This window comes from Edwardsiella piscicida (genome assembly GCF_001896205.1).
GTDB lineage: Bacteria > Pseudomonadota > Gammaproteobacteria > Enterobacterales > Enterobacteriaceae > Edwardsiella > Edwardsiella piscicida.
Window position 1 is genome coordinate 2,749,888 of sequence record NZ_MPNU01000001.1, and the last position, 24,440, is coordinate 2,774,327.

General features: G+C 63.5%; 23 protein-coding genes. 10 read left to right on the plus strand and 13 right to left on the minus strand.

Translation table 11 applies throughout. The features are described 5' to 3' along the window. The 8 genes from BRD58_RS12575 to BRD58_RS12610 form a co-directional block, all read left to right on the plus strand. On the plus strand, positions 1-859 hold an 859-nt coding region (locus BRD58_RS12575; protein WP_139263915.1), incomplete at its 5' end, for an AAA family ATPase. Then, a complete protein-coding gene (locus BRD58_RS12580; RefSeq protein WP_015461955.1) occupies positions 859-2,844 on the plus strand; it encodes a type VI secretion system Vgr family protein in 1,986 nt (661 codons plus the stop codon). The genes BRD58_RS12575 and BRD58_RS12580, both read left to right, overlap by 1 nt. Positions 2,845-2,938: 94 nt before the next feature. Continuing rightward, complete coding sequence (locus BRD58_RS12585) at positions 2,939-3,241, plus strand: PAAR domain-containing protein (protein ID WP_012849267.1); 303 nt, start codon at positions 2,939-2,941, stop codon at positions 3,239-3,241. A 13-nt stretch (positions 3,242-3,254) separates the two neighbouring features. Then, positions 3,255-4,322 (plus strand): type VI secretion system protein TssA, encoded by a 1,068-nt coding sequence (gene tssA / locus BRD58_RS12590; RefSeq protein WP_015461957.1) that lies wholly within the window; start codon positions 3,255-3,257, stop codon positions 4,320-4,322. Further along, positions 4,309-4,950 (plus strand): type VI secretion lipoprotein TssJ, encoded by a 642-nt coding sequence (locus tag BRD58_RS12595; protein ID WP_012849269.1) that lies wholly within the window; start codon positions 4,309-4,311, stop codon positions 4,948-4,950. The genes tssA and BRD58_RS12595 overlap by 14 nt, the downstream gene beginning before the upstream one ends. A gap of 98 nt (positions 4,951-5,048) precedes the next feature. Continuing rightward, positions 5,049-6,437, plus strand: coding sequence for a type VI secretion system baseplate subunit TssK (gene tssK / locus BRD58_RS12600; protein WP_034168299.1), 1,389 nt, complete (start codon positions 5,049-5,051; stop codon positions 6,435-6,437). Beyond that, positions 6,434-7,084 carry a DotU family type IV/VI secretion system protein gene (locus tag BRD58_RS12605; protein WP_015461959.1) on the plus strand — a complete coding sequence of 217 codons (651 nt, stop codon included), beginning with the start codon at positions 6,434-6,436 and terminating at the stop codon, positions 7,082-7,084. The genes tssK and BRD58_RS12605 overlap by 4 nt, the downstream gene beginning before the upstream one ends. Beyond that, positions 7,081-10,863 carry a type VI secretion protein IcmF/TssM N-terminal domain-containing protein gene (locus tag BRD58_RS12610; RefSeq protein ID WP_073383192.1) on the plus strand — a complete coding sequence of 1,261 codons (3,783 nt, stop codon included), beginning with the start codon at positions 7,081-7,083 and terminating at the stop codon, positions 10,861-10,863. The genes BRD58_RS12605 and BRD58_RS12610 overlap by 4 nt, the downstream gene beginning before the upstream one ends. Positions 10,864-10,994: 131 nt before the next feature. Here the strand turns inward: BRD58_RS12610 and mepA are convergent, their stop codons facing one another. The 3 genes from mepA to prmB form a co-directional block, all read right to left on the minus strand. Continuing rightward, positions 10,995-11,813 (minus strand): penicillin-insensitive murein endopeptidase, encoded by an 819-nt coding sequence (gene mepA / locus BRD58_RS12615; protein WP_034168301.1) that lies wholly within the window; start codon positions 11,811-11,813, stop codon positions 10,995-10,997. Positions 11,814-11,838: 25 nt separating this feature from the next. Then, positions 11,839-12,924 (minus strand): chorismate synthase, encoded by a 1,086-nt coding sequence (aroC, locus tag BRD58_RS12620; protein ID WP_015461962.1) that lies wholly within the window; start codon positions 12,922-12,924, stop codon positions 11,839-11,841. 91 nt (positions 12,925-13,015) lie between these two features. Then, the gene (gene prmB, locus BRD58_RS12625) at positions 13,016-13,948 is read right to left on the minus strand and encodes a 50S ribosomal protein L3 N(5)-glutamine methyltransferase (RefSeq protein WP_012849275.1); all 933 of its coding nucleotides are present in this window, start codon (positions 13,946-13,948) and stop codon (positions 13,016-13,018) included. Positions 13,949-14,158: 210 nt separating this feature from the next. On the opposite strand from prmB, the gene smrB reads away from it, so the two are divergent. After that, on the plus strand, positions 14,159-14,704 hold the full coding sequence (gene smrB / locus BRD58_RS12630; RefSeq protein ID WP_015461963.1) for an endonuclease SmrB: 546 nt from the start codon (positions 14,159-14,161) through the stop codon (positions 14,702-14,704). 50 nt (positions 14,705-14,754) lie between these two features. Here smrB and sixA read toward each other — a convergent pair whose 3' ends face one another. Then, positions 14,755-15,231 carry a phosphohistidine phosphatase SixA gene (gene sixA, locus BRD58_RS12635; protein WP_012849277.1) on the minus strand — a complete coding sequence of 159 codons (477 nt, stop codon included), beginning with the start codon at positions 15,229-15,231 and terminating at the stop codon, positions 14,755-14,757. A gap of 391 nt (positions 15,232-15,622) precedes the next feature. Further along, on the minus strand, positions 15,623-15,919 hold the full coding sequence (locus BRD58_RS12640) for a YfcZ/YiiS family protein (RefSeq protein ID WP_015461965.1): 297 nt from the start codon (positions 15,917-15,919) through the stop codon (positions 15,623-15,625). Positions 15,920-16,316: 397 nt separating this feature from the next. On the opposite strand from BRD58_RS12640, the gene fadL reads away from it, so the two are divergent. Next, positions 16,317-17,633 carry a long-chain fatty acid transporter FadL gene (fadL, locus tag BRD58_RS12645; protein WP_012849280.1) on the plus strand — a complete coding sequence of 439 codons (1,317 nt, stop codon included), beginning with the start codon at positions 16,317-16,319 and terminating at the stop codon, positions 17,631-17,633. 251 nt (positions 17,634-17,884) lie between these two features. On the opposite strand, the gene mlaA is transcribed toward fadL, so the two are convergent. The 8 genes from mlaA to BRD58_RS12685 form a co-directional block, all read right to left on the minus strand. Next, positions 17,885-18,652: a phospholipid-binding lipoprotein MlaA gene (gene mlaA, locus BRD58_RS12650; RefSeq protein ID WP_012849281.1), complete on the minus strand. Its 768-nt coding sequence runs from the start codon at positions 18,650-18,652 to the stop codon at positions 17,885-17,887. A gap of 70 nt (positions 18,653-18,722) precedes the next feature. Further along, positions 18,723-19,937: a c-type cytochrome biogenesis protein CcmI gene (ccmI, locus tag BRD58_RS12655; protein WP_078057747.1), complete on the minus strand. Its 1,215-nt coding sequence runs from the start codon at positions 19,935-19,937 to the stop codon at positions 18,723-18,725. Beyond that, positions 19,934-20,437: a cytochrome c-type biogenesis protein gene (locus BRD58_RS12660; RefSeq protein ID WP_073383195.1), complete on the minus strand. Its 504-nt coding sequence runs from the start codon at positions 20,435-20,437 to the stop codon at positions 19,934-19,936. The genes ccmI and BRD58_RS12660 overlap by 4 nt, the downstream gene beginning before the upstream one ends. After that, the gene (locus tag BRD58_RS12665; protein ID WP_012849284.1) at positions 20,434-20,988 is read right to left on the minus strand and encodes a DsbE family thiol:disulfide interchange protein; all 555 of its coding nucleotides are present in this window, start codon (positions 20,986-20,988) and stop codon (positions 20,434-20,436) included. The genes BRD58_RS12660 and BRD58_RS12665 overlap by 4 nt, the downstream gene beginning before the upstream one ends. After that, on the minus strand, positions 20,985-22,955 hold the full coding sequence (locus BRD58_RS12670; RefSeq protein ID WP_012849285.1) for a heme lyase CcmF/NrfE family subunit: 1,971 nt from the start codon (positions 22,953-22,955) through the stop codon (positions 20,985-20,987). The genes BRD58_RS12665 and BRD58_RS12670 overlap by 4 nt, the downstream gene beginning before the upstream one ends. Continuing rightward, entirely contained in the window at positions 22,952-23,440 is a 489-nt protein-coding gene (gene ccmE / locus BRD58_RS12675; RefSeq protein WP_015461968.1) for a cytochrome c maturation protein CcmE, read from the minus strand. The genes BRD58_RS12670 and ccmE overlap by 4 nt, the downstream gene beginning before the upstream one ends. After that, positions 23,440-23,673, minus strand: a complete 234-nt coding sequence (gene ccmD / locus BRD58_RS12680; protein WP_012849287.1) for a heme exporter protein CcmD — start codon at positions 23,671-23,673, stop codon at positions 23,440-23,442. The genes ccmE and ccmD overlap by 1 nt, the downstream gene beginning before the upstream one ends. Beyond that, positions 23,670-24,422, minus strand: a complete 753-nt coding sequence (locus tag BRD58_RS12685) for a heme ABC transporter permease (RefSeq protein ID WP_015461969.1) — start codon at positions 24,420-24,422, stop codon at positions 23,670-23,672. Before BRD58_RS12685 ends, ccmD begins: the two co-directional genes overlap by 4 nt. Between the last annotated feature and the right edge of the window lie 18 nt (positions 24,423-24,440).

The following is a 24,440-nucleotide window of genomic DNA, read 5'->3' on the forward strand; positions in this document are numbered from 1 at the left end:
GATTCGCCTGTCCCGCGCGGGGCTCGAGGATCCCAACAAGCCCATCGGCGTGTTTCTGCTGGTCGGCTCCAGCGGCGTAGGAAAGACCGAGACCGCGCTGGCGCTGGCCGAAACCCTGTATGGCGGCGAACGCAACCTGATCACCATCAACCTGTCGGAGTTTCAGGAGGCCCATACCGTTTCGACGCTGCGGGGCTCGCCGCCGGGCTACGTCGGCTACGGAGAGGGCGGCGTGCTGACGGAGGCGGTACGCCGCAAACCCTACAGCGTGGTGCTGCTGGATGAGGTGGAGAAAGCCCACCCGGATGTCCTGGAGCTGTTCTTCCAGGTGTTTGACAAGGGGGTCATGGACGATGCCGAGGGGCGGGAGATCAACTTCCGCAATACCGTCATACTGCTGACCTCCAACGTCGGCAGCGACACCCTGATGGCCTACTGTCAGGACGGCATGACGCCGCCCGAACCGGCGCTGCTGTGTGAGGCGCTGCGGGATGAGCTGATCCAGACCTTCAAGCCGGCCTTCCTCGGACGCCTGCAGGTAGTGCCCTACTACCCGGTGCGGGGCGCGGTGCTAAAACAGATTATCCGCCTCAAGCTGGATAAGATTGCCCGCCGCTTCCAGCGCAATCATCAGGCCACCTTCCATTACGATGAGGCCCTGGTGGAGGGCATCGCCGAGCGCTGTACCCAGCCGGAGAGCGGCGCCCGCCTGATCGATAACATTCTGTCGGCCCAGCTGCTGTCCGATATGGCGGACGCGGTGCTGGCGCGCATGGCCGCCGGTGAGCCGGTGTCCGATATCACCGTCTCGATGGATGAGCACGGCCGACTGACGGGATCGTTAGAGGGGAGTGACTGATGGGATTAACGTCGGATAGCCGGCTGTTGTCCTTGTCCACCCCGCTGGGCAAGGATGCCTTACAGGTGGTGCAGTGCCGGGGCGAAGAGGCGATCGCCGATCTCTACCGCTTTGAGCTGGAGCTGTTCTCCACGGACCCCGCGCTGGCGTGGCAATCGCTGGTCGGGCAGGCCGCCGCGCTGCGGCTGGCCTTGCCGAATGGCCAGACCCGCTACTGGCATGGCGTGATCGGCCGGGCCGCCTACCGGGGCGCCGAGCAACACGGATTTGCCTATTATGCCGAGCTGGTACCGCGCCTGGCCTGGCTGCAGCACGCCCAGGAGTGTCAGATCTTCCAGGAGAAGACGGTCCCGCAGATTATTGAAGCGGTGCTTAAGGCGCGGGGCATCAGCGATTTTCGCCTCTCGCTGTCGCAGCGCTACGCCCCCCGGGAATACTGCGTACAGTATCGCGAATCGGACCTCAGCTTCATCAGCCGACTGATGGAGGAAGAGGGCATTTTCTACTGGTTCGAACACAGCGAAAGCCGCCATGTGCTGGTATTGGCCGATGGCAATGCCGCGGTCCAACCCTGCAAGGTGCGCTCAGACATCGTCTATCGACCTAAGCATAGGAGCGAATCCGGCGATGATATCCAGTGGTGGATGCCCTCCCTCGCGGTCGTGCCGGCCAACGTCTTCCTGAATGCCTATACCTTTGAGCAGCCGACCGCCCATTTGCTGACCTCCAGCGCCTCCGTGGCCAAGCAGGGCAAATTGAGCGACGTGGCGGTCTACGATTTCACCGATGACTATACGCAGACCCGGGAGGGCGAACGCCGCGCCAAGCTGAAGATGGAGGGGCTAGAGGCCATGCAGGCCCGGATAGAGGGCGGCGGACGCTGCCGCACGCTGGCGCCGGGCTATGGGTTCAGCCTGCAAAAACATTTCCGCAAAGACTGTAACGGTGACTATCTGCTGCTAAGCGTACGGCACGAGATCGTCAACAACCTGCCGTGGCAGGAGCAAGAGGTGAACTACCAGAACCACTTTATCTGTCTCCCCAAATCCCTGCCCTACCGCACCCTGAGCCAAACGCCCCGCCCGGTGATCCATGGCGTACAGACTGCCGTGGTCACCGGTCCGCAGGGCGAGGAGATCCATACCGATCGGCATGGCCGGGTTAAGGTTCATTTTCACTGGGATCGCCTGGGAACGCAGGATGATAAAAGCTCCTGCTGGATCCGGGTGGCGCAGGGCTGGGCCGGGCTGGGCTGGGGGGGGATGCAGCTGCCCCGCGTAGGGCAGGAGGTGATCGTGGATTTTGTCGATGGCAATCCGGACGCCCCCCTGATCACCGGCCGGGTCTATAACGCCCACCAGACGCCCCCCTTCAAGCTGCCTGACAATAAGACCCAAAGCGGCATTCAGACCCGCAGCACCCCCAATGGCAATCCGGAGCACTTCAGCCTGCTGCGCTTCGAGGACAAGATGGGGGCGGAAGAGGTGTTCATGCAGGCGGAGCGGGATTTTCGCCGCCGGGTGAAACACGATGACGAGCTGACGGTCGAGCACGACCGCCGGGTAACCATCAAGAATGACTGCGCCGAGACGGTCTCCGAGGGGAACTACCTGCAGAGCATCACCAAGGGCAAGCATACCCGGGTGATCGAGGGCGATGCCCTCACGGAGGTGAAGTCAGGCAACAGTACGCTGCAGGTGAACAAGGGGGATCACGCCACCACCGCCTCGGCGGGCAGCCTCCATCTGAAGGCAGGAACCGCGATAACCCTGAGCGTGGGCAGCAACCGTATCGTCATTGACAGCGGCGGCGTGCTCATCGAGGGCATGAATATCACGGTGAAGGGGAAACAGTCCATTGCGCTATCCGGCCTCAGCGTCGCGATAACGGGCACCCAATCGGCCAGCCTGAGCAGTTCGGCAGAGGCGGAGGTCTCCTCGTCCGTGATGACCTCCATCAAGGGCGGCATTGTCAAGATCAACTGATTTTCGCTATCCGCGCCCCCGCAGAGCCCCCCTTTTCGGCTCAGGCGCTGCGGCATGGGAGCGGTACTTGTGCAACTGAATAAGGAGGCTATCCATGGGACAACCTGCCGCGCGTTTGACGGATATGCACGTTTGCCCGATGCAGACCCCGGGCGTTCCCCCGGTGCCGCACGTCGGCGGCCCGGTCATCGGCCCCGGCGTTCCCACGGTGCTGATCGGCGGACTGCCGGCGGCGGTGCTGGGCGACATGCTGACCTGCGTCGGCCCGCCCGACACCATTATCAAGGGCAGTGCCACGGTGCTGATCGGCGGCAAGCCCGCCGCCCGCATGGGGGACAGCACGGCGCATGGCGGCACGATCACGCTGGGCTGCCCCACCGTGTTGATTGGCGGCTAAGGGAGAGGACGATATGACTATCTTAGATATGGCGCGCTTGCTGGCCCCGATCGGTGAAGCTCATCCGGCGGGAGAGGATATCAGCTTCGACCCGCTGTATGACCAGATTCGGGAGGCCCGCCGGGCCGATGCCGACTACCTTGGGCAGGGAGAGTGGGTCAGCTCGCTCAAGCAGGCCAACTGGGTCGAGGTGATCCGCCTGACCAGCGAGGCGCTGGCGACGCGCAGCAAAGATCTGCAGCTGGCGGTGTGGCTGTGCGAAGCCCTGGTGCAGCGGCATGGGCTGCCGGGGCTGCGCGAGGGGCTGCTGTTACTGGATAGCCTGCTGGAGCGCTATTGGGCGGAGATGTATCCGGCACTGAGCGACGGGGATCTGGAGGGGCGGGTGAGCCGTCTGGAGTGGCTCAATCAGATCCTTCCCCCGGCGCTGGGCTTGCTGCCCCTGACGGCCGCCCAGGATGGACGCGCCTACGGCTGGCTGGATTGGCAGGTCTCCCGAGAGGTCGATAACCTGAAGCGGCTGAACAGTGAGGCGGCTCAGGCGGCCCTCAGCGAAGGAAAGCTGGATCCGGATGCCTGGGATCTCGCCGTCAGCCATACGCCCGGCGCCTTTTACCTGACGTTACAGGACGATCTGCAGCAGGCCATCCGCGCATTCCAGGGATTATCCCAGCGGCTCGACCCCCTATTTGGGCGGGATGCCCCGCGGATCAGCGATGTGGCTGAGCGGCTGGAGCAGATGCTCAGGCTGGTAACGCGGCTGGTAGAGGGTAAGGGCGTGGCGCGACCCCGCGAGGCCCAGGAGCGCGCAGAGGCGCCGGCGGGCGCAGAGACCGCCGCGGTTAACGCCTCCTCTCCCGGCGTGGCCGGCGCCCCCCGAACCCGCGAGGAGGCCATTCGGCAGCTCAGCGGCATCGCCGCGTTTTTCAAGGAGACCGAACCGCACAGCCCCGTCTCCTACATCGTGGATAAAGCCGCCCGCTGGGGCAATATGCGACTGGATGAGTGGATCCGAGAGGTGGTGGAAGATGACGGCACCCGGCGGATGCTCAAAGGTGTATTGGGCTATGATGAAGAATAAGGCGATCTGGAGTGCCATCGGCTGCCTGCTGCTCAGCCTGAGCGGCTGCACCTCCGACGCGGCAAAGCAGCAGGCCCGCAGCAGCGTATCCTGGCGGTACGGCAGCCAGGCCATCTTGGTGAATGCACAAACCGCCCCGGATCTGAACAGCTACGACGGCGAGTCGCACAGCCTGGTGCTGGCGGTGGTGCAGACTCGCTCGCCGGACGCCTTCTATCAGTTAATCCAAACCCCCGAACTCGCCGGCCTCGTCTTGCAGGGCGGGCGTCCCCCTGACGGAATTTTGCAGGTAAGCCGCTATGCCCTGGAGCCCGGCCACGCTTTCCGCCTGGTCCTGGATCGCCTGCAGGAGGCGCGCCAGGTGGGGTTCATCGCCGCGTTCTACGGCCTGCCGCTAACGCAGACCTCCCGCCTGTTTGATATCCCGGTCAGCGTGACCCGCTCGGGGATACTGTTCCCGGACTGGCAAGCCGCCCCCTCCCCCCTGGCGCTGGACCTGAAGCTGGGGAACAGCGGGATCGGCGAGGCGGAGAGCCATCCGCTGGAGCGCATTCCCGCGGCCCCCGATCCGGCCAGCGCGCCGACGGCGGCTACGCCGATCCGGCTGAGCGATAGCGGCGAACCCTAGGTGCTCCCCGGCGATCCGTTCGTTATAAATTAAAAATTAAACATGCAGTTAGATTAAAAAACTGCGCCAACTCTCCACACTGGCCTTTAGGGTGATAGATGAAAATTCACAAACCAGTTTATTGGCATCAGGGCATGTTTTTACAGCCGCAGCATTTTCAGCTGGCAGACCTGCATAGCCAATTTCAGCTCAAGCCATTCTTGGACTCCGGACTGCAGGATTTTTGGGGAGTGGGAGCGCTGACCATTTCGGAGTCAGCCCTAGGCAACCAGCAGCTCAATATCCTGTCGGCTGAGCTGCTCTTCCGCGACCACAGCTATGTCGTATGGCCGGGCAATACCATCTGTAAGCCGCGCTCCTTCGCCTCTGCCTGGCAGGATCAGAGCCGGCCGTTCAATGTCTACCTGGGGCTGAAAAAGCTGGACACGATAGAGTCCAATGTGGCCGTCGTGCCACAGCTTGAGGATGGCGCAGGGCGGAACGTCCGCTGCGTGACGACCCAGCAGGGAGACAAGCACGCGGACTTATATTCGGATGGGCCTGAAGCCGAGATCCAGAGCCTGCACTACGTGCTGCAGGTGCTGTGGGAGAGCGAGGTTGAAAAGCTGACGGATTACAATATCCTGCCCATCGCCCGGCTGGAGCGCCAGGGCGAGGTGGTTCAGCTATCCAAGAGCTTCATTCCGCCGTGCTACATCATGGGCGGCTCCGAGACCCTGATGCGGGTGGTCCGGGATGTCCGGGACGATCTGGCGGGGCGCGCCCGCCAGCTGGAGGCCTATAAAAGCCCGCGCGAAATCCGCAAGGCGGAGTTCGATGCCAGCTTTCTGATGTTTCTGCTGGCCCTGCGCACCCTCAACCGCTACGTGCCGCTGCTGTACCAGCTGACCGAATCGCCGCAGGTCCATCCGCGCAAGGTCTACGACGTGCTGCGGCAGATCGTCGGCGAGCTGTCCACCTTCAGCGAGCGCTGCGACATGCTGGGCTCCAGCGGCGAAAACAGCCCGGGGCTCCCCCCCTACCGCCATCAGGACATCGCGCCGGGGCTGTTAACCGTACGCGATCTGATTATTCGTTTATTGAATGAAATATCGATCGGACCCGATTTCCTGATCGCCCTGGAGCCGAGCGGGGAGTACCTGACGGCGCGGCTCCCCAAGAGCCTGCTGGAAGATCGTAACCGCTTCTACCTGATCGTCCGCAGTGACATGGCGCCGGATACCCTGCAGGCCGCCTTCCGGGCCCGCGCCAGGCTGGCCGAGGCCGACGCATTGCCCTTACTGATCCAGCGCGCCTTGCCGGGGATCACGCTGACGCCGCTATCGTCCGTTCCCGAAGGCTTGCCCCGGCGCTCCTGCTCGTTTTATTTCCAGATCGATACCCAAAGTGAAGCCTGGCGGCAGGTCGCCGAGAGTTGCCACGTCGCGTTCAACTGGTTCGATGCCCCAGATGACCTCAAAGTAGAATTGGTAGGAGTGAGCCGGTGAGTTTATCGGAAGCGTTTATTCAGCCCATGCTCTACGTGCGGCAGTATCTCCAGGCGCCCGAAGGCGAGGCGTCATTATTCCGTGAGCGGCTGCAGTCATACCTGCACCACAGCCAGCTCCGGGCCCAAGAGGCGGGGGAAAGTCCGGCCGCGATCGACTCCGCCCTGTATGCCGTTGTGGCCTGGATGGATGAGACCATCATGTGTTCGACGTGGGACGGCGTGGCGACATGGCGACGTGACCCCCTGCAGGCCAGCTACTTCAACACCGTCTGCGCCGGGGTTGACTTCTTCGACAAGCTGACCGCCCTGAGCCCCGAGGCCGATGACGTCAGGGAGGTCTATCTGCTGTGCCTGGCCCTGGGATTTGAGGGGCGCTATGCCGGCCCGGCGGGCCAGACCGCGCTGACGCAGATCAGGGTGCACCAGCTGAGGGATCTGCACGGCGAGGTATGGGAGGCGTCGCGGCGTTTATTTCCAGAGGCCTACCCGAGATCCTCGGTCACGCCGACGCAGCAAACGCGATGGCTGACCCAAAGCCGCTTTACCACCGTCGTCGTGCCGCTGGTCATCCTGGTCGCCCTGTACGGCATTTTAAACTGGGTATTATATGAATACGCGGATCTCGCGCTGGAGTGGCTGCCATGAAACGTCTCTTCAAATGGATAGCGATTGTCGTGCTCCTGAGCGTACTGGCGATGCTGTGCTGGCTGCTCACGCTGTGGCAACGCTGGCCCGCCGCCGCCGCATGGGTGCTGTTTCTCGCCATTCTGGCCGGCGCCCTGCTGACCCGCTATCTCTGGCGTAAGGTGCGGGCATGGCGTACCCGCAGCCTGGAGGCGGAGCCGGTTGAAAAAGCCCGAGCCGCGGAGCGCCATCCCATGACGCTACAGCGCCAGTGGAAAGCCGCCACGACCCTGCTGAAGCACTCTCAGCTGCGCCGGTTCCGCCACCCGCTGCAGGTTCTGCCCTGGTTTATGCTGCTGGGCCGCCCGGGATCGGGAAAATCGGCGCTGCTGGCGCAGTCGGGCCTGGCCGCCCCCTTGGATTTGCCCCATGAGCTCAATGACGGCAAGGCGCCCGTCGACTGGTGGTATTTCGACAAGGCCGTCATCCTGGATATCTCTGGCCAGTTCGTACAGCCGGAGGCATCGCAGGAGACCCGCTCCACCTGGAACCGGATGCTGGATCTGCTGGGGCGCGATCGCGCCCGGGCCGGATTGAACGGGCTGGTGCTCACGGTATCGGCCCAGACCCTGCTGTCCGCAGACGGGGGCGGCGTGGTCGACGAGGGACGGCTGATCCGCACTCGCATAGAGCAGCTGATCCGTCTGTTCGATAGGCGCTTCCCCGTCTACGTGCTGGTGACCCAAATCGACAGCCTGTACGGCATGGAGGCCTGGTCCCACCTGCTGACCCCGGAGGCGCTGGATCAGGCCATGGGCCATGTGGTGGACGAACCGGAGAACGGCCGCGACGTCCGCGACGTGATAGATATCGCCTTGGGTCGGGTCAATAGCCGGCTGAAAACCATGCAGCTGACGATGCTGCTGCAGCACCCGGATGCCGATCCGGCCTTACTGATGTTCCCCACCGAGCTGGCCAGGCTGGCCGAGCCCCTCAAGCGCTATGTCTATCATGCCCTGGGAGACAGCCCCTATCTGGAGTCGCCCATCTTGCGCGGCGTATTCTTCGCCAGCGCGGTCCAGAAGGGAAACACCCGCAGCGGGCCCGAAGATCAGCAGGAGATTGCGCTGCAGGAGGCGGCGCATGACACCGTCAAACGCGGGGTCTTTGTCCGGGATCTGTTTAACCGCGTCCTGCCGGCCGACCGTCATCTGAACCGCCCTGTCGCCGTGACCAGTCCCTGGCGGCGCCTGAACCGCCATCTGGGCCTGTTCGCCTGGTGGCTGTGCGTGGCCGCCGCCCTCGGGTATCTCGGCGTATCGGTCGTGTACTGGCAGCACACGCTGGACGATCTGCGCCAGCGCTATCCGGCGACCATGGCCATGAATCGCGCCCTGCCCCACGACATGCAGATGATGATAGCCCAGCGGGATGCGATTTATTGGCTGGAAAACAGAAACGCGCAGTGGGCCAGCCGGGTACTGGCATTCCAGCATCAGCTGCTCTCGGTTGAAGCGGATGCAAAATCGCAGTATGTAAATGACTTTAGCCAATATATTTTACCCAGCCTGGACAAGGCGATTCAGCAGAGCACCACGGCGGACAGCATCGCATCCCATCCCGACGGGCTGGTGAACGCCATTCAGGTGGAGGTCCGCCGCGCCAACCTACTACGGGCAAGGCTGCGAGGCTCCAGCTACGGGGCGCTGATGGCCATGCCCCCGATACCGACGCCCCCCCTGCGGTTACTGTACCCGGCGCTGGATTCGGATACGGTATCCCGTTTCAATGACCTGTTCCTGGCCCAGCTGGCCTGGTCAACGGATATCCAGCAGCAGAACGCCCGCCTGCTGCACCTGCAGGCGCGGCTCCGGCAGCTGGCGGCGCAAAGCGCCACCCTGGACTGGATCATTCCCTGGGCAAACGCCCAGCCGGATCTGACCAGCGTGACCCTGGACGACTTCTGGCAGGGCTCACTGCGGCCGGATAAATTGCCGGAGGTCGATGCGGCCTACACCCTGGAGGGGCAGCAGCGTATCCGCGCATTCCTGGTGGAGATGCGCAGCAGCATGCCGAACGACATCGCCTTCGACAAAAAACGGGCCGCCTTCTGGCATGAATATGCGCAGAAGCGCTTGCAGGCCTGGCAGGACTTCGCCGGACAGTTCTCTCAGGGAGAGCGGATCCTGGCAGGTCAGGGAGAGTGGCAGAGCACCATTGACAGACTGCCCCACGATGACAACCCGTATCTGCGCCTTGCCCTCCGCCTGTTGACCGAGTTTGCCGAGATGCCGGATGACCTGCGCCCGGGCTGGCTCCGGGTGCTCCCGCAGTGGCTGGAGATACGCCAGCGCGCCCACCAGCAGGCCCTCGTCAGGGTCCCCGGACTGGTCAGCGATGTGGGCGGCATGATCCTGCGCGGGACGGCGCAGAAGGGGGCGCTGGATCAGACCCGCAGCCAGTTCGTCGGCAGGCTGGATGCCATCCGCCTGTATCAGGAGTATCAGGCGGCCATGACCCAGGCCATGAACAGCGTCGTCATCAGCCAGGCCCAGGCCACCAAAGTGGCGGCGGACTTCCATGGCTTTGACAGCCAGCAGAGCGGGCAGTCCTCACTGCAGACGGCCTATGCACGCCTGATGAGCCTGCGCAGCCTGCTGGGATACAATCGGCCCGATGAACAGCTCACCTGGGGGCTGATGGCGGGCCCCTTGCAGCTGGTCATTCGCTATGCCGATCAGCAGGCCTCCTGCTTCCTGCAGAGCGCGTGGCAGGACCGCGTCATCGCGCCATCGCGCTGGACCCTCAATCAGGCCGAGCGGGCGGATAAGCTGTACGGTGACAATGGGTTGCTCTGGACCTTTTTATCCGGGCCGATTAAGCCGTTTATCCAACGTAACGATAGCGGCTGGCAGGAGGTGGATACGCTGGGGCAGTCCGTCCCCTTTACCGCAGACTTTCTGCCATTCATCAACCGGGCCCTTATCCGCCAGGTTGATCTGAAGGCCGGGAAAATCGCGCTGCACCAGAAACAGCAGCAGGCCACCCTGGCCCAGCAGCAGCAAAAGCAGCGCTGGCAAACCGTGGCCGCCGAGTCTGGCGAAAAGCTGGCCGAGCTGAACACCGCCGCCGCCGCCCTGAAGGCGAAAAGCTATCCCGTCGCCCTGACGGGGCTGCCGACGGACGTCAACAGCAACGCCAAGGCCAAGGTCGTGGGAACCCTGTTGACCATGCAGTGTACCAATGCCACGCTGCGGCTAAACAACCTTAACTTTGCCGTGATGCAAAGCGTACTCTGGTCACAGCAGCAGTGTGGCCAGGTGACGCTGCAGATCCGGCTCCCGACCTTCACGCTGACGCGCAGCTATCCCGGGCCTCAGGGCTTTGTCCACTTTTTACGGGATTTCCCGGGCGGGGCCCGCCGGTTTACCCCGGCGGACTTCCCCGTCGACAAAAGTCGGATGGCGGCGGTCGGGCTAACCCAGATTACGGTACGCTACCGCATCGCCGGACAGGAGACGCTGCTGCAGGACGCCGCTCAGCTGGCGCAGGCCGAGCGCGATATTCAGTCAGCCCAGACCCGCCAACAGCAGGCGCAGCAGGCCCTGCTGACGCTGAATAGGCCGAGCGCATCGGAGAGCCTTCCGCCGTTGGATACGCTGCCGGGGCTGACGATGATGAGTGTGCCGGAGCGCATCGGGCAGTGCTGGCGGGGGGATATTCGCCTGGCCAGAGAAAACGACGGCATTGGCCGGCTGATGAGTGAACTGGTCGCGAAACAGTTAAGCGACAAGCCGTAATGGCGCCGGCGAGGTGCCCGCTTCCGGGATGCGCGGCTGACCGCGGCGCACGGCGCTGGGCGGCCGAGCCTGCCGAGCGCCGCGCCGCGATCAGCGCCCGGCGATCACGACGGGCGCGGGCAGGCGCTGAGTTAGCCGTGAAGCTGCGTCAGCAGCGCCTGACACGCCGGCGGCAGCGGCGGTGGCGTCTGTGGTTTGGCCGGCGCGCTATGCGGTGGCGGCGGCTGGAACCAGCTGGCCAGCTCCGCGCCGCAGCCATCGCCGGCCGGCGGCGGGGTCTGTGCCTCGCAGGCTGCGCTGCCCGGTGGACAGCGCAGACGCACGTGCATATGGGCGCGATGGGCAAACCACGGGCGCACTTTATGCAGCCAGGCGCGATCGCCGCCGGCCGTATCGCACAGCTGACGCTTGATCGCCGGGTTGACAAAAATACGCGTCACCTGAGGATCCTGCGCCGCCAGCCTGATCAGCTCAGCGACCTGCGGCGTCCAGCGCGACGGGATCACCCTGTCGGCGCCGACGGCCACCAGATCCTGCGGCACCGGCTGCCGCAGCTGCTGCGGCGTCCAGCGCGCGTGGGGCAGCTGTAGCCAGATATCCACATCCAGCCCCGACTGATGGCTGGCGTGACCGCCGTTGAAGCGCCCGCCGGCCGGCATCGCCATATCGCCGATCAGCAGGGTGCCCAGACGCTGCGCACGGGCCTCGGCGCCCAGACGCGCCACGAACGCCAGCAGCGTCGGATGGCCGAAGTAGCGCCGCTGATCGCTGCGCATGACCTGATAGTTCTCTGACGTCAGCGGCAGCGCCTGGGCGCCGATGATGCAGCCATTGGCGTAGCTGCCGATGGCCTGCGGCGCGCCGGCCACCGGTTGGGTAATCCGCTGCCAGGGCGTCTGAGTCTGCGCCAACGCCGGCAGCGCGCACAGCGCCGCCAGCCACAACCACATGCGTTTACGCACGCCGTTCACTCCTTTACCAGCGCGGTATCGTACAGGCGACATCCGCACACTGCGCACGCTGGCGCAGCAAATGATCCATCAGCACCAGCGCCATCATCGCCTCGGCGATCGGCACCGCCCGGATCCCCACGCAGGGATCGTGGCGGCCGCGGGTGACCATGGTCGTCGCCTCGCCGTCGCGGGTAATGGTCTGCCCCGGCACCATAATGCTCGACGTCGGCTTCAGCGCCAAACGCGCCAGCAGCGGCTGACCGCTGCTGATCCCGCCCAGAATGCCGCCGGCATGGTTGCTGAGAAAGCCCGTCGGGCTGATCTCATCGCGGTGCTCGCTGCCGCGCTGCCCCACCACCGCAAAGCCGTCGCCGATCTCGACGCCCTTCACCGCATTGATGCTCATCAGCGCATGGGCCACGTCGGCATCCAGGCGATCGAAGACCGGCTCGCCCAGCCCGGGGGGAACCCCGGTCGCCATCACCGTCACCTCGGCGCCGATCGAATCGCCGCTCTTTTTCAGATCGCGCATCAGGGCATCCAGCGCCGCCAGCTGCTGGACATCGGGACAGAAGAAGGGATTCTGCTCTACCTGCGCCCAGTCATACTGGCGGCAGACGATATCGCCCATCCGGCTCAGGCAGGCGCGGATAACGATGCCATGCTGCTGCTGAAGGTATTTTTTCGCGATCGCCCCGGCGGCGACGCGCATCGCGGTCTCCCGCGCAGAGGAGCGCCCGCCGCCGCGGTAGTCGCGCAGACCATACTTCTGCTCATAGCTGTAGTCGGCGTGACCCGGACGAAACAGATCCTTGATGGCGCTATAGTCCTGCGAGCGCTGATCGGTGTTCTCGATCAGCAGTCCAATACTGGTGCCGGTGGTCACCCCCTCAAAGACGCCCGACAGGATCCGCACCCGATCATCCTCTCGCCGCGCCGTGGTGTAGCGCGATGCGCCGGGGCGACGGCGATCGAGATCGTGCTGCAGATCCGCCTCGCTCAGCGCCATTCCCGGCGGAACGCCGTCCACAATGCAGCCCAGCGCCGCACCGTGTGACTCGCCGAAGGTGGTGACTCTGAATACCTGACCAATGCTGTTTCCCGCCATGTCACTCTCCTGGTTACCCTGACGCCATCAGGGGACTGCCTGTCTCTGCATTCGGAATAAAGGGGGGCAGGCCTCGCGCCCGCCCCCGCGATCAGCTGCGGTAAAGGGCGAAGTGCTCCGCGCACGCCAGCAGCTGCTGACGCGTCAGCATAAAGACGCCGTCGCCGCCGTTATCGAACTCCAGCCAGACAAACGGGATCGACGGATACTGCGCCATCAGGTGCACCATGCTGTTACCCACTTCACAGATCAAGACCCCGTCATCGCTCAGATAGTCCGGCGCACAGGCCAGGATACGGCGTACCAGCTTCAGGCCATCGCTGCCGGCGGCCAGCCCCAGCGTCGGCTCATGGCGGAACTCGTCGGGCAGATCGGACATGTCCTCTTCATCGACATAGGGCGGGTTGGTCACGATCAGGTCATAGCGCAGCGGCGGCAGCTCACGGAACAGATCGGAGCGGATCGGCGTCACCTGCTGCTCCAGGCCGTGCTGCTGAATGTTATGCTCCGTCACCGCCAGCACATCGCTGGAGATATCCACCGCGTCCACTTCGGCCTGCGGGAACGCATAGGCGCAGGCGATGGCGATGCAGCCGCTGCCGGTGCACATATCCAGAATATGCTGCGGCTCATGGCCGATCAGGCCGGAGAAGCGATTGTCGATAAGCTCGCCGATCGGCGAGCGCGGCACCAGCACCCGCTCGTCCACATAGAATTCGTGCCCGCAGAACCAGGCCTTATTGGTCAGATAGGCGACCGGAATACGCTCATTGATACGGCGGATCACCCGCTCAACGATACGGTGACGCTCACTCAGGGTCAGACGGGCGCTACGCATATCCTCGGGAATGTCCATCGGCAGATAGAGCGACGGCAGCACCAGCTGCACGGCCTCATCCCACGCGTTATCCGTGCCGTGGCCGTAGTAAACCTCAGCGGCGTTAAAGCGGCTGACGGTCCAGCGCAGCATATCCTGAATGGTGTGCAGTTCGTTTACCGCCTCATCGACGAAAATCTTGTCCAAAGTAGCCTCCAGCAGCGCTCGGAAAGTCATGCCTCACGGCATAGATTACATAATATTGAGTGATACCCGTCTGGGTATAGCGGCTGTAGTGTGCCATGAAGCCACGGACAAATCAGCAAGGATCCGCTGCCGACGGCGGTTTTACTTAGCGCGGCGCCCATCTGCGGTTACACTGTGATTATCAGCAAGAAATCAGCGAACCGTCACAGCATGAGCAAGAAACATTCCATCAATGGCGATGACGCCGCCCTGTTCCGCACCGTCGTCGCCGGTATCCGCCCCCTGAGTCAGGACAAGGTGACCCATCGCCCGGCGCGCCTGACGCGCCAGGCGGCGCCGCAGAAGGTGCTGCAGGAGCAGATCGACGCCAGCTTCTACTTTTCCGATGAGTTTCAGCCCAACTTGAGCAGCGACGGGCCAACCCGCTACGTCCGCCCTGACGTCAGCCACTTTGAGCTCAAGCAGCTGCGCCGCGGCGACTACACCCCGGAAATGTTTCTCGATCTGCACGGTCTGACCCAGCTACAGGCCAAACAGGAGCTAGGCGCGCTGATTGCCGCCTGCCGCCGCGAACACCTCTGCTGCGCCTGCGTCATGCACGGCCACGGCAAGCACGTTCTCAAGCAGCAGACGCCGCTGTGGCTGGCGCAGCATCCCGACGTCCGCGCCTTTTATCAGGCGCCGCGCGAATGGGGCGGCGATGCCGCGCTGCTGGTGCTCATTGACGTCGATGAACGGGAGACGCCGCGCCTCTGAGACGCGGGTTCCTCGCCGGCCGCCGTCGGGCGACGGGGCCGAAAAGAGGATCAGAGGCCGTCGGCCAGTTGGGATGGGCTCACCTGCCACGCCAGCTCCCCCGCAGCCCCGTTCAGGGTCACGGCGGCGATAGCCGAGGTCGAAAACATCGGCGGCGTCTCCTGTGGGCAGAGGGCAGAAACCAGATAGCCGACCAGCGGCAGATGTGAGATCACCAGCACCCGCTGCGACGCCTGCTGTGACAGCGCCTCAAGGTAGCTGGCGGTGACGTCGGCATCGCCGCCCGGCACCAGCTCATTTAGGATCTCGACCTCGCTCGGCAGCGACAGCGCCTCGCGCACCGCGGCCAGCGTCTGCTGCGCCCGCAGATAGGGGCTGACCAGCACCCGATCGATGTTCTCAACCTGGCTACCCAGCCAGGCCGCCATGCGCACGGACTCCGCATGACCGACCTGCGTCAACGGACGCTGCGCATCGCTGGCGGCCTCAAGCGCCGCTTCACCGTGACGCATAATAAAAACTTGCATATTGCACCGCTACTGTTGGTAAACGCCGACGCCACCGTGCGCGGCCTTTACACCCTGGTGGAAAGAAAAATATCGTTGCTCAATGCATCCTTTTCCGCGCCAAGTCGGAAGAGCAAAGGATCGCGGTGGGGCTACCGCCGATTTATTGTTATCACGTGGCGGCGCGCGCCTGTATAAGCGCGCTGTTAACGACGCACCCCGTACGCCGCAGGGACGAAAACTACCCCGTTCACCGCCGACTGTACAGATCTTAAAGGCAAAAGAGTTGCAGCCAGTGATCCGGCTCTCATCCCCCTGCGGGGGGCCCGACACCGTCGGCCCGCGCGGCGGATGACCTCCGGTTACAAAAAAACGCACGGTCTCCCGTGCGTTTTGACGCCCAGCGTGCAGCTTAGCGCAGGCCCAGCTGGAAAATCAGCGTCTCGGCCTGGCAGCAGAACAGGAAATCGATGTTCAGCTCAAAACCCTGCGCATTCTGCGCAATGCTGCTGGTGATCTGGCACGGCTCTGACGCGACGGACTGCGCCTTTTCAGTCAGCTGAGCCAGCATCGCCTGAGCCTCATCCTGGCTGGCAAATAGATGACGGTAAGATGCGGTGCAGTCGGTATTGTCCATCACGGTACCTACGTCTACACAACAGCATGCCGCGGTTTCAGTCGCGCTGCATTTATTGATTGCATCGGTCATTTCGCTTGTCTCCTCAGTGGGGCAACCGCCCCGATAGTCGTGCCAATGATGATCTGGCTCAAAAAACAGGATATTTACGCTTATTTTACCTCGCCCGCCTTTTTCACACTAGCGCCAGGAAGGCGGAATTACGCATCGCGCTAAAATAGCGTCATCGCCGCAGTCGGCGGCGTTTTTTCGCCTATTTTTACCCTTGCTGGTAATAAATTGACAACAAAAATAACAAATCAAAAACAGTAATCCCCTGAGATTAAAGAACAATATTGCAACATTCAGCGATTGCCCCGCGCCGATATGACACTGGTCTGATTTGTTAGGCCGCCGCTCCCCCCTACAATCCGCGCTCCTTGTTACGACGTGTAACATTGTTTAAAAAAAGTTCTACGAGGCTTCGGATATGCGCCAGAAAAAAATGTTTACTCGATCGGCGTTAGCCGCGGCGGTAGCACTACTCTCTTCCAACGTCAACGCGGCGGGCTTTCAGCTCAATGAATTCTCCGCGGCCGGACTGGGCCGTGCCTTCTCCGGCGAAGGGGCGATGACCGATACGCCGGCCTCCGCCAGCCGCAACCCGGCCGTGCTAAGCACCTTCGACCGTCCGGCGATCTCCGTCGGCGGCATCTATATCGATCCGGGCGTCGATATCACCGGCACCTCGCCGACCGGTAAGAGCCTGAACGCGCACGACATCGCCCCGGGCGCGATGATCCCCAACCTGCACTACGTGCAGCCGCTGAACGATCGCTGGTCCATCGGCGCCTCCGCCACCAGCAACTACGGTCTGGCCACCGAGTTCAACGATAACTACACCGCCGGCGCCTTTGGCGGCACCACCGATCTGATGACCGCCAACTTTAACCTGAGCACCGCCTACCGTCTCAACCAGCAGCTGAGCTTCGGCCTGGGGGTCAATGCGGTATACGCCAAGGCGAAGATCGAACGCTATGCCGGCGATCTGCCGCAGATGCTGGCCCCTAAGCTGCCGCAGCCGTATCAGTCCATGGCCATGAACATTCCCGCCAATACCCAGATTGCCGACCTGAAAGGTCACACCTGGGGCTACGGCTGGAACGCCGGGATCCTGTATCAGGTAGACGAGCGTAACCGCTACGCCCTGACCTACCGTTCAGAGGTCAAGCTCGACTTTAAAGGCGACTACAGCAGCGCCCTGCCCGCTAACCTGAACCCGATCTTGGGCGTCATCGGCCTGCCGATGGGCAGCAGCGGCCAAGTCATCCCCGGCAAGCTGAGCATGACCCTGCCGGCGATGCTGGAGGTCTCCGGCTATAACCGCGTGGCGTCGCAGTGGGCTATCCACTACAGCCTGGCCTATACCACCTGGAGCCAGTTTAAAGAGCTGAAGGCCACCGATAACAGCAACGATACCCTGTTCCAGAAGGATGAGCAGTTCCACGATGCCTATCGTATGGCGCTGGGGGCCACCTACTACTACGACGATAACTGGACCTTCCGCGGCGGCGTAGCCTTTGACGCGACGCCGGTGCCGGCGGAGCACCGCTCCATCTCCATCCCGGATCAGAACCGCGCCTGGCTGAGCGGCGGCTTTAGCTACGCCTTCAATCGCGATCTCTCCGTGGACGTCGGCGCCTCCTATATGCACGGCTCCCACGTTGACTTCAAGGAAGGCCCCTACACCTTCCGCTCCGTCGGCAAAGCCTGGCTGTACGGCGCCAACCTGAACTACGCGTTCTAATCGCGACGCCGTTGCAAACCAAGCGCCCCTGCGGGGGCGCTTTTTTTTATCTCCACGTCCGCGGCCGCCCGGCAAACCACCGCCATTCGGTGCCAACGATGATGGCGCGAGAGTGATGATGGCGATAGAGAGGCGCCGACGCGGCAAAGTCCGGCGGCATAGCAAGGGTCACGAGAGAGGGACGCACAGCGAGCGCGGCGCGGCAGAGATAAAAAACGGGCGCCCGTTGGGCGCCCGCGCGGCTATATGGCTCAGTTAGCCGAGTCGATGTCCTTCAAATCGTCCTGGATCGCCTGCGCATTGGGGTTGGTCTCCGGCTGAACCTGGCCGCCGTTGACCAAGAAGTCATTGTACTGGAAATAAGCCTCGCGCACCGTGATGTACGGATCGGGCGAGTTGCGCAGTAGGCCGTCGGAGTCCAGCAGCTGGGCCCGGGTTTCAATCCCCTCCAGCGCCCACTTACCGGCCGACATCCAGAAGGTCAGCCACCCCAGCGGCGGATAGAGGTAATCCACCGAATCCCCCCCCTCCTGGCGCAGGGTAAAGCTACCGTAGCCCGGCAGCACGACGTAGGGGCCGTAGGGGATATGGTAGTAGCCCAGCGTACTGCCGAAGCGCTGCGGATCCTGCTTGCCCAGCTTGTCAGGGTTGGCCATCGCCGCAACGTCGATCAGCCCGCCCATCCCCAGCGTCGTGTTGAGGAAGAAGCGGTTAAAGTGACGGAAGCCGTCATAAATCCGCCCCTCGGCAAAGCTGTTCACCATGCTGGCCGGCTCCGCCAGGTTAACGAAGAAATTCATCAATCCGTTACGCGCAGGGCGAGGAACGTAGTCACGCCATACCACGGCCACCGGCCGCACCAGGTAGGGGTCAAGGTAATCATAGTTCACGCTGAACATGGCCCGGTTAAAGCCCTCCAGCGGATCCGATCGCCCCTGTGTATCCTGCTGGGAAGACCCCGTGGCACAGCCAGCCAATACCACGCTTGCCAGGGCCACCCCCGCCAGACGATATTTCATAATTCACTCCATAAACAAGAACGCCCCTCTACGGGGCGCCCTTCACCAGCCTTACGCACCGCTCAGCCGCTTAAGGCGCCTGACGGCTAAGGGTTATCGCCACCGTTTTACCGCTAGTATAGGGTAAAACTGCACTTTCTCCGAACACATCGCTCGGCCCGTCCACCTCCGCGCCCGGCGGCACCACCCGCGCCCGTATGGAAAACTGCGTCAGCGAAGAGAGCAGCCGCTCCGGCATCATCGCATCGCCGTCTGACAGGGTCACCGACTGCGGGAAATGGCCCAGCGGCAGCCGTTTTACCGCCACCGGCAGCGGGCTGCGGCCGTCGGTCAGGGTGATCATCAGCTGGCTGCCGGACGGCAGCTGACGCTCCAGCGCCGGATCCATGCTGATATCGACCCGCACCTGCGCGGCGTCGATCCCCGCCTGCACCCGCGCCTGCGCAATGCTGCGCTCGATCATATCGCGACGCCGATCGTCCGGCGGCAGCAGCTTCAGCATCATCTCCCAGGCGCCGATCGCCTGACGGAACTCCCCCTGTTCGAAGGCGTTAAACGCCAGCAGGCTCAGCACCCGGGTATTCTGGTGATCCTGGCTAAGCAGACGGCGCAGCAGCGCGGCGGCGTCGCGGTTATCCTGCGCATCGCTGGAGCGCGTCAGAACCTCGGCGTAGCCCAGCGCCACCTCCGGCGCGTTGGGGGCCAGCTTATAGGCATGGGCAAACGCCTGCGTGGCCGTCGTTGCGTTATTCAACGCCATCCCGATCCGCCCCAGCATCACCCAGTCCGCCACGTTGTTCGGCTGCGACTGCAGCTCGGTGCGCAGCCCCAGCCCAAGGCGCGTCAGCTCCTCGCGATCCAGCGGCTGCTGATCTTCGTGCATCACCCGCTCGCGCAGCTGCGGCAGCTGCGTCATCACCCGCTGCCACTCGGCCACCTGGCTCCAGCCGCCGGTTTTCAGGTAGAAGCCCAGCGACAGCGCCACCAGCACCAGCACGCCCGGCAGCAGCGCCCAGCGCCCGATCGGCTGAGCGCGCGGCGCCCCGTGCTTCGGCACGTCATTCAGCAGGTTATGCTGCAGATCCGTCAGCATCTCTGCGTGACCCTCTACCAGCCCCTGCGCCTCATCCTGCTCCAGCTCGCGCAGGCGCTGATGATACAGCTGGGTATTCAGGCGATCGCGATCCGCCCCGTCGTCGCCGCGCGGCGTACACAGCGCCGGGACCAGAAACAGCGCTGCGGCAGCGGCCAGCAGCAGTAGCACTATCAGCCAAAAGGTTATCATCGCGGCTCTCCATCATGCTCTTGGTTAAGCAAGCGCCGCAGGCGCTGCCGCTCGGCCTCGCTGAGGTCAGCCTGCGCCGCCTCGCTATCGCGCTGCGCCGCGCGCGCCGGACGGCGACGGGCCAGACGCACCAGCACCCATCCCCCGCCCAGGATCGCCAGCAGCGGCCCGATCCACAGGATCAGGGTCGCCGGCGTCACCGGCGGCTCATAGGTCACAAAGTTGCCGTAGCGCGCCACCATATAGTCCACCACCTGCTGCTGGCTATAGCCCTGCTGCATCAGCTCATACACCTTCTGGCGCATGTCCGAGGCGATGATGGCGTTGGAGTCGGCAATGCTGTTGTTCTGACACTTGGGGCAGCGCAGCTGCTCCGTCAGCTCGCGATACTGCTGCTCCTGCGCCTCGCTGGTAAAGTTGTAGGTGTCGATCACCGCCGCCCACAGGGCGCCCGGCAGCAGCAGTCCCAGCGCCAGCAGCGCGCCGCGTAGCCCCGTCATGATTGACCTCCCTGATATTTCAGCCACAGCGGCTCAATCTCTTCTTTCCAGACCCGCTCATTCAGATCGCCGGCGTGGCGATAGCGAATAATGCCGTTACCGTCGATCAGGAAGGTCTCCGGCGCGCCGTACACCCCCAGATCTAGCCCCAGCATGCCGTCGCCGTCATACAGGCTCAGCGCATAGGGATTGCCCAGCTCGTTCAGCCATTTTATCGCCTTCTGCCGATCGTCCTTGTAGTTCAGGCCGACCACCCGGATCCCGCGCGCCGCCAGGGTATTCAGATACTGATGTTCGGCATAGCAGGTGGGGCACCAGGTGGCCCATACGTTCAGCAGCAGCGGCTTGCCGTCGCGCAGCACCGACTGGCTGTAGGTTTTGCCCGGCGTATCCAGCGAGGCGAGGCGGAACGCCGGCACCGGTTTACCGATCAGCGCCGACTCCAGCATCGTGGGATCTTCACCGCTGGCGTTACGCTGCAGCTGGATCAGAAACGCCAGCACCAGCAGTAAAAACAGCGCCAGCGGAATAAAAAGCAGTTTACGATTCATGCCGTTTTCTTCTCCTGAGCATCCTTGGCGCGGCGCGCGCTGCTGCGGTAGCGTGGATCCAGCATACACAGCAGGCCGCCGAGCGACATCAGCACGCCGCCGTACCAGATCCAGCGAACAAAGGGTTTGTAGTACAGCCGGACGGCCCAGGCGCCGTCATCCAGCTCCTCGCCCAGCGCGGCATACAGATCGCGCGTCAGGCCGCCGTCCACCGCCGCCTCGGTCATCATGCTGCGCGCGTTGGTATAGAAGCGCTTCTCGGCGCGCAGCGTGGTCTCCGGCCTGCCGTTTCGCAGCACGTCGATCAGCGCCTCGCCGCCGCTGTAGTTCGGACCGCTGATCTCATGCACATCGCGGAAGACAAAGCGGTAGTCGCGGATCTCCAGGCTATCGCCGGACTTCATGCGCACGTCGCGCTCAATGCTGTAGTTCTGGCTGAAGGCAATACCGATCACCGTTACTGCCACCCCGAGGTGGGCCAGCACCATCCCCCACTGGCTGCGCGACAGCTTACCCAGCCCGCGCCAAAAACCGTCGCGGTGAGTCGCCCGTTGGTACAGCTCCACCAGCGTCAGCACCACCACCCACAGCGCCATCAGCAGCCCCAGCACTGTCATCGCCACGATGCGATCCTGCAGCAGCCACGGCAGCAGCAGCGCCAGCGCAGCGCTGATCACCAGCGCGGCCAGCAGCGGCGTGCGCAGGCGGCCCAGCGTATCGCGGCGCCAGCGCACCAGGGGGCCGACGCCCAGCAGCAGGGCGAACGGCACCATCAGATAGGTGAACATGGTATTGAAAAACGGTTCGCCGATGGAGATGCTGCCCAGCCCCAGCTGCTTATGCACCAGCGGCAGCAGCGTCCCCAGCAGCACCACCAGCGTCGCGGCCACCAGCAGCACGTTGTTCCCCAGCAGCAGCGTCTCGCGGGAGAACAGCTCATGGCGGGTATGGCTGCGCACCTGACCACCGCGCAGCGCGTACAGCAGCAGCGAGCCGCCGATCACCACCACCAGATAGGCCAGGATAAACATGCCGCGCGCCGGATCGGAGGCGAAGGCATGGACGGAGACCAGCACCCCGGAACGCACCAGGAAGGTGCCCAGCAGGCACAGGGAGAAGGAGGTGATGGCCAGCAGCACCGTCCAGGCCTTAAAGGTGCCGCGCTTCTCGGTCACCGCCAGCGAATGCAGCAGAGCGGTGCCGGTCAGCCAGGGCATCAGAGAGGCGTTTTCCACCGGATCCCAGAACCACCAGCCGCCCCAGCCCAGCTCATAGTAGGCCCAGAACGATCCCAGCACGATCCCCAGCGTAAGGAATACCCAGGCGGCCATGGTCCAGGGGCGCGACCAGCGTGCCCAGGCGGTATCCAAGCGCCCGGCCATCAGCGAGGCGATGGCAAACGCGAAGGCGACGGAGAAACCGACGTAGCCCATGTACAGCAGCGGCGGGTGGAAGATCAGCCCCACGTCCTGCAGCAGCGGGTTCAGATCTCGCCCATCGATGGGAAAGCCCGGCAGCGTGCGAATAAACGGATTGGAGGTCAGCAGGATAAACAGCAGGAAGCCGATGTTGATCATCCCCATCACCGACAGCACCCGCGCGACCGAATCCAGCGGCATACGGCGGCTCAGCAGCGATACCGCCAGCGTCCACCAGCTGAGCAGCATCACCCACAGCAGCAGCGACCCCTCATGGGAGCCCCAGGTCGCGGCGATACGGAAGTAGACCGGCAGCTGCGAATTGGAGTTGGCCGCCACGTAGGCCACGCTAAAGTCATTGGCAATAAAGGCATACACCAGGCAAATAAAGGCCAGGGTGATGGTGGCGAACAGCCCAAAGGCCAGCGGCCGCGCCAGGGCCATCATGCGCAGATCGCCGCGCGCCGCGCCCCAGCAGGGGTAGACGCTGAGCAACACGGACAGCGCCAGCGCCAGCGACAGTAAAAAGTTACCGATCTCTGGGATCATGATGGATTTCCGTCCCGTTGCTCTGCGCCCGACGTGGGCTGATGATGGTTCTCTTTCATCGCTTCTTCGATCTCCGGCGGGGTGTATTTCTCATCATGCTTGGCCAGCACCTCTTTGGCCTGAATGACGTTGCCCGGCGCCAGTACCCCCTGGGCGACGACCCCCTGCCCTTCACGGAACAGGTCGGGCAGAATGCCGTTGTAGGTCACCTCGACCGCGCCGCGGGCGTCATACAGCTTGAAGCTCACCTTCAGGCTATCGGCATCGCGCTGCACCGATCCGGGCATCACCATGCCGCCGATGCGCAGGCGCTGGCCCACCTCCGGCTTCTCATGCTGCGCCCCTTTCCCCATGATGATTTCACCGGGGGTGTAGAACAGATCGATGTTGGCGCGCAGGGCGTACAGCACCAGCGAGACCGTGACGGTCAGCCCCAGCAATACGCCCACGGCCAGATACAAACGGTGTTTACGTCGTGAATTCATCATACGGGGTCACTCTCCCTGTTATCGTCATCCGCGGCCTGCTGCGCCCGGCGTATCCGCTGCTCCCGCGCCTGATGGCGGCGGATCTCACCGAACAGCGCGCGCCGGCGCAGGCGGGTATGCAGCACCAGCCCCAGCAGCGGCAGCAGCGTCAGCGCAACCGACAGCCAGACATAGAAGGCGTAGCCGCCCATCGCAAAAAACGCCTGCCAAGAATTAAAGAACGGTGTCATTGCGGGCGCCTCCCTCGCGAAGCCGGCGACGACAGCAGCGCGGCGACCCAGGGGCGGTGCCGCTCCTGCTGCAGAATAAGGTTACGCAGACGCATCAGCGTCAGCGTGACAAAGAAAAACAGGAAGCCAAAGATGCTCAGCCGCAGCGGGGCGCGCATGCTGGGATCGATGCTCTGCTGCATATTGCTGGACCCCTGGTGCAGCGTGTTCCACCACTCGACGGAGAAGTGGATGATCGGCAGGTTGACCACCCCGACCAGCACCAGAATGCCCGCGGCCCGCCCGGCGAGACGGCGATCCTCAAAGGCGTTATACAGGGCGATCACCCCCAGGTAGAGAAACAGCAGCACCAGCTCGGAGGTCAGGCGAGCGTCCCACACCCACCAGGTTCCCCACATCGGCTTACCCCAGGCTGATCCGGTCGCCAGCGCAATAAAGGTAAACACCGCGCCGACCGGCGCCATGGCCGCGCCGACCAAATCCGCCATCTTCATCTGCCAGACCAGCCCGACAAAGGCCGCGACGGCCATGCCCGCGTAGATCCCCATCGACCAGATGGCCGCGGGAACGTGCAGGTACATAATGCGGTAGCTGTTACCCTGCTGATAGTCCGCTGGCGCAAAGCCGAATCCCCAGATCAGGCCGGCCAGAAGAAACAGGATACCAAGCCCCCCTAGCCAGGGGGTCAGTCTGCCGCACAGCCGATAGAGCCGTTCCGGCATGGCAAGCTGATGAAGCCATTTCCACATAGCGATTGCTCACAATTG

Coding starts and splice junctions, on each gene's coding strand:
- BRD58_RS12580 (WP_015461955.1), top strand. CDS start 859: ATGGGATTAACGTCGGATAGCCGGCTGTTGTCCTTGTCCACCCCGCTG.
- BRD58_RS12685 (WP_015461969.1), bottom strand. CDS start 24,422: ATGTGGAAATGGCTTCATCAGCTTGCCATGCCGGAACGGCTCTATCGG.
- mlaA (WP_012849281.1), bottom strand. CDS start 18,652: ATGAAATATCGTCTGGCGGGGGTGGCCCTGGCAAGCGTGGTATTGGCT.
- tssA (WP_015461957.1), top strand. CDS start 3,255: ATGACTATCTTAGATATGGCGCGCTTGCTGGCCCCGATCGGTGAAGCT.
- fadL (WP_012849280.1), top strand. CDS start 16,317: ATGCGCCAGAAAAAAATGTTTACTCGATCGGCGTTAGCCGCGGCGGTA.
- ccmD (WP_012849287.1), bottom strand. CDS start 23,673: ATGACACCGTTCTTTAATTCTTGGCAGGCGTTTTTTGCGATGGGCGGC.
- BRD58_RS12595 (WP_012849269.1), top strand. CDS start 4,309: ATGATGAAGAATAAGGCGATCTGGAGTGCCATCGGCTGCCTGCTGCTC.
- BRD58_RS12640 (WP_015461965.1), bottom strand. CDS start 15,919: ATGACCGATGCAATCAATAAATGCAGCGCGACTGAAACCGCGGCATGC.
- smrB (WP_015461963.1), top strand. CDS start 14,159: ATGAGCAAGAAACATTCCATCAATGGCGATGACGCCGCCCTGTTCCGC.
- sixA (WP_012849277.1), bottom strand. CDS start 15,231: ATGCAAGTTTTTATTATGCGTCACGGTGAAGCGGCGCTTGAGGCCGCC.
- ccmE (WP_015461968.1), bottom strand. CDS start 23,440: ATGAATTCACGACGTAAACACCGTTTGTATCTGGCCGTGGGCGTATTG.
- ccmI (WP_078057747.1), bottom strand. CDS start 19,937: ATGATAACCTTTTGGCTGATAGTGCTACTGCTGCTGGCCGCTGCCGCA.
- tssK (WP_034168299.1), top strand. CDS start 5,049: ATGAAAATTCACAAACCAGTTTATTGGCATCAGGGCATGTTTTTACAG.
- BRD58_RS12610 (WP_073383192.1), top strand. CDS start 7,081: ATGAAACGTCTCTTCAAATGGATAGCGATTGTCGTGCTCCTGAGCGTA.
- BRD58_RS12585 (WP_012849267.1), top strand. CDS start 2,939: ATGGGACAACCTGCCGCGCGTTTGACGGATATGCACGTTTGCCCGATG.
- aroC (WP_015461962.1), bottom strand. CDS start 12,924: ATGGCGGGAAACAGCATTGGTCAGGTATTCAGAGTCACCACCTTCGGC.
- BRD58_RS12660 (WP_073383195.1), bottom strand. CDS start 20,437: ATGACGGGGCTACGCGGCGCGCTGCTGGCGCTGGGACTGCTGCTGCCG.
- BRD58_RS12665 (WP_012849284.1), bottom strand. CDS start 20,988: ATGAATCGTAAACTGCTTTTTATTCCGCTGGCGCTGTTTTTACTGCTG.
- mepA (WP_034168301.1), bottom strand. CDS start 11,813: ATGTGGTTGTGGCTGGCGGCGCTGTGCGCGCTGCCGGCGTTGGCGCAG.
- BRD58_RS12670 (WP_012849285.1), bottom strand. CDS start 22,955: ATGATCCCAGAGATCGGTAACTTTTTACTGTCGCTGGCGCTGGCGCTG.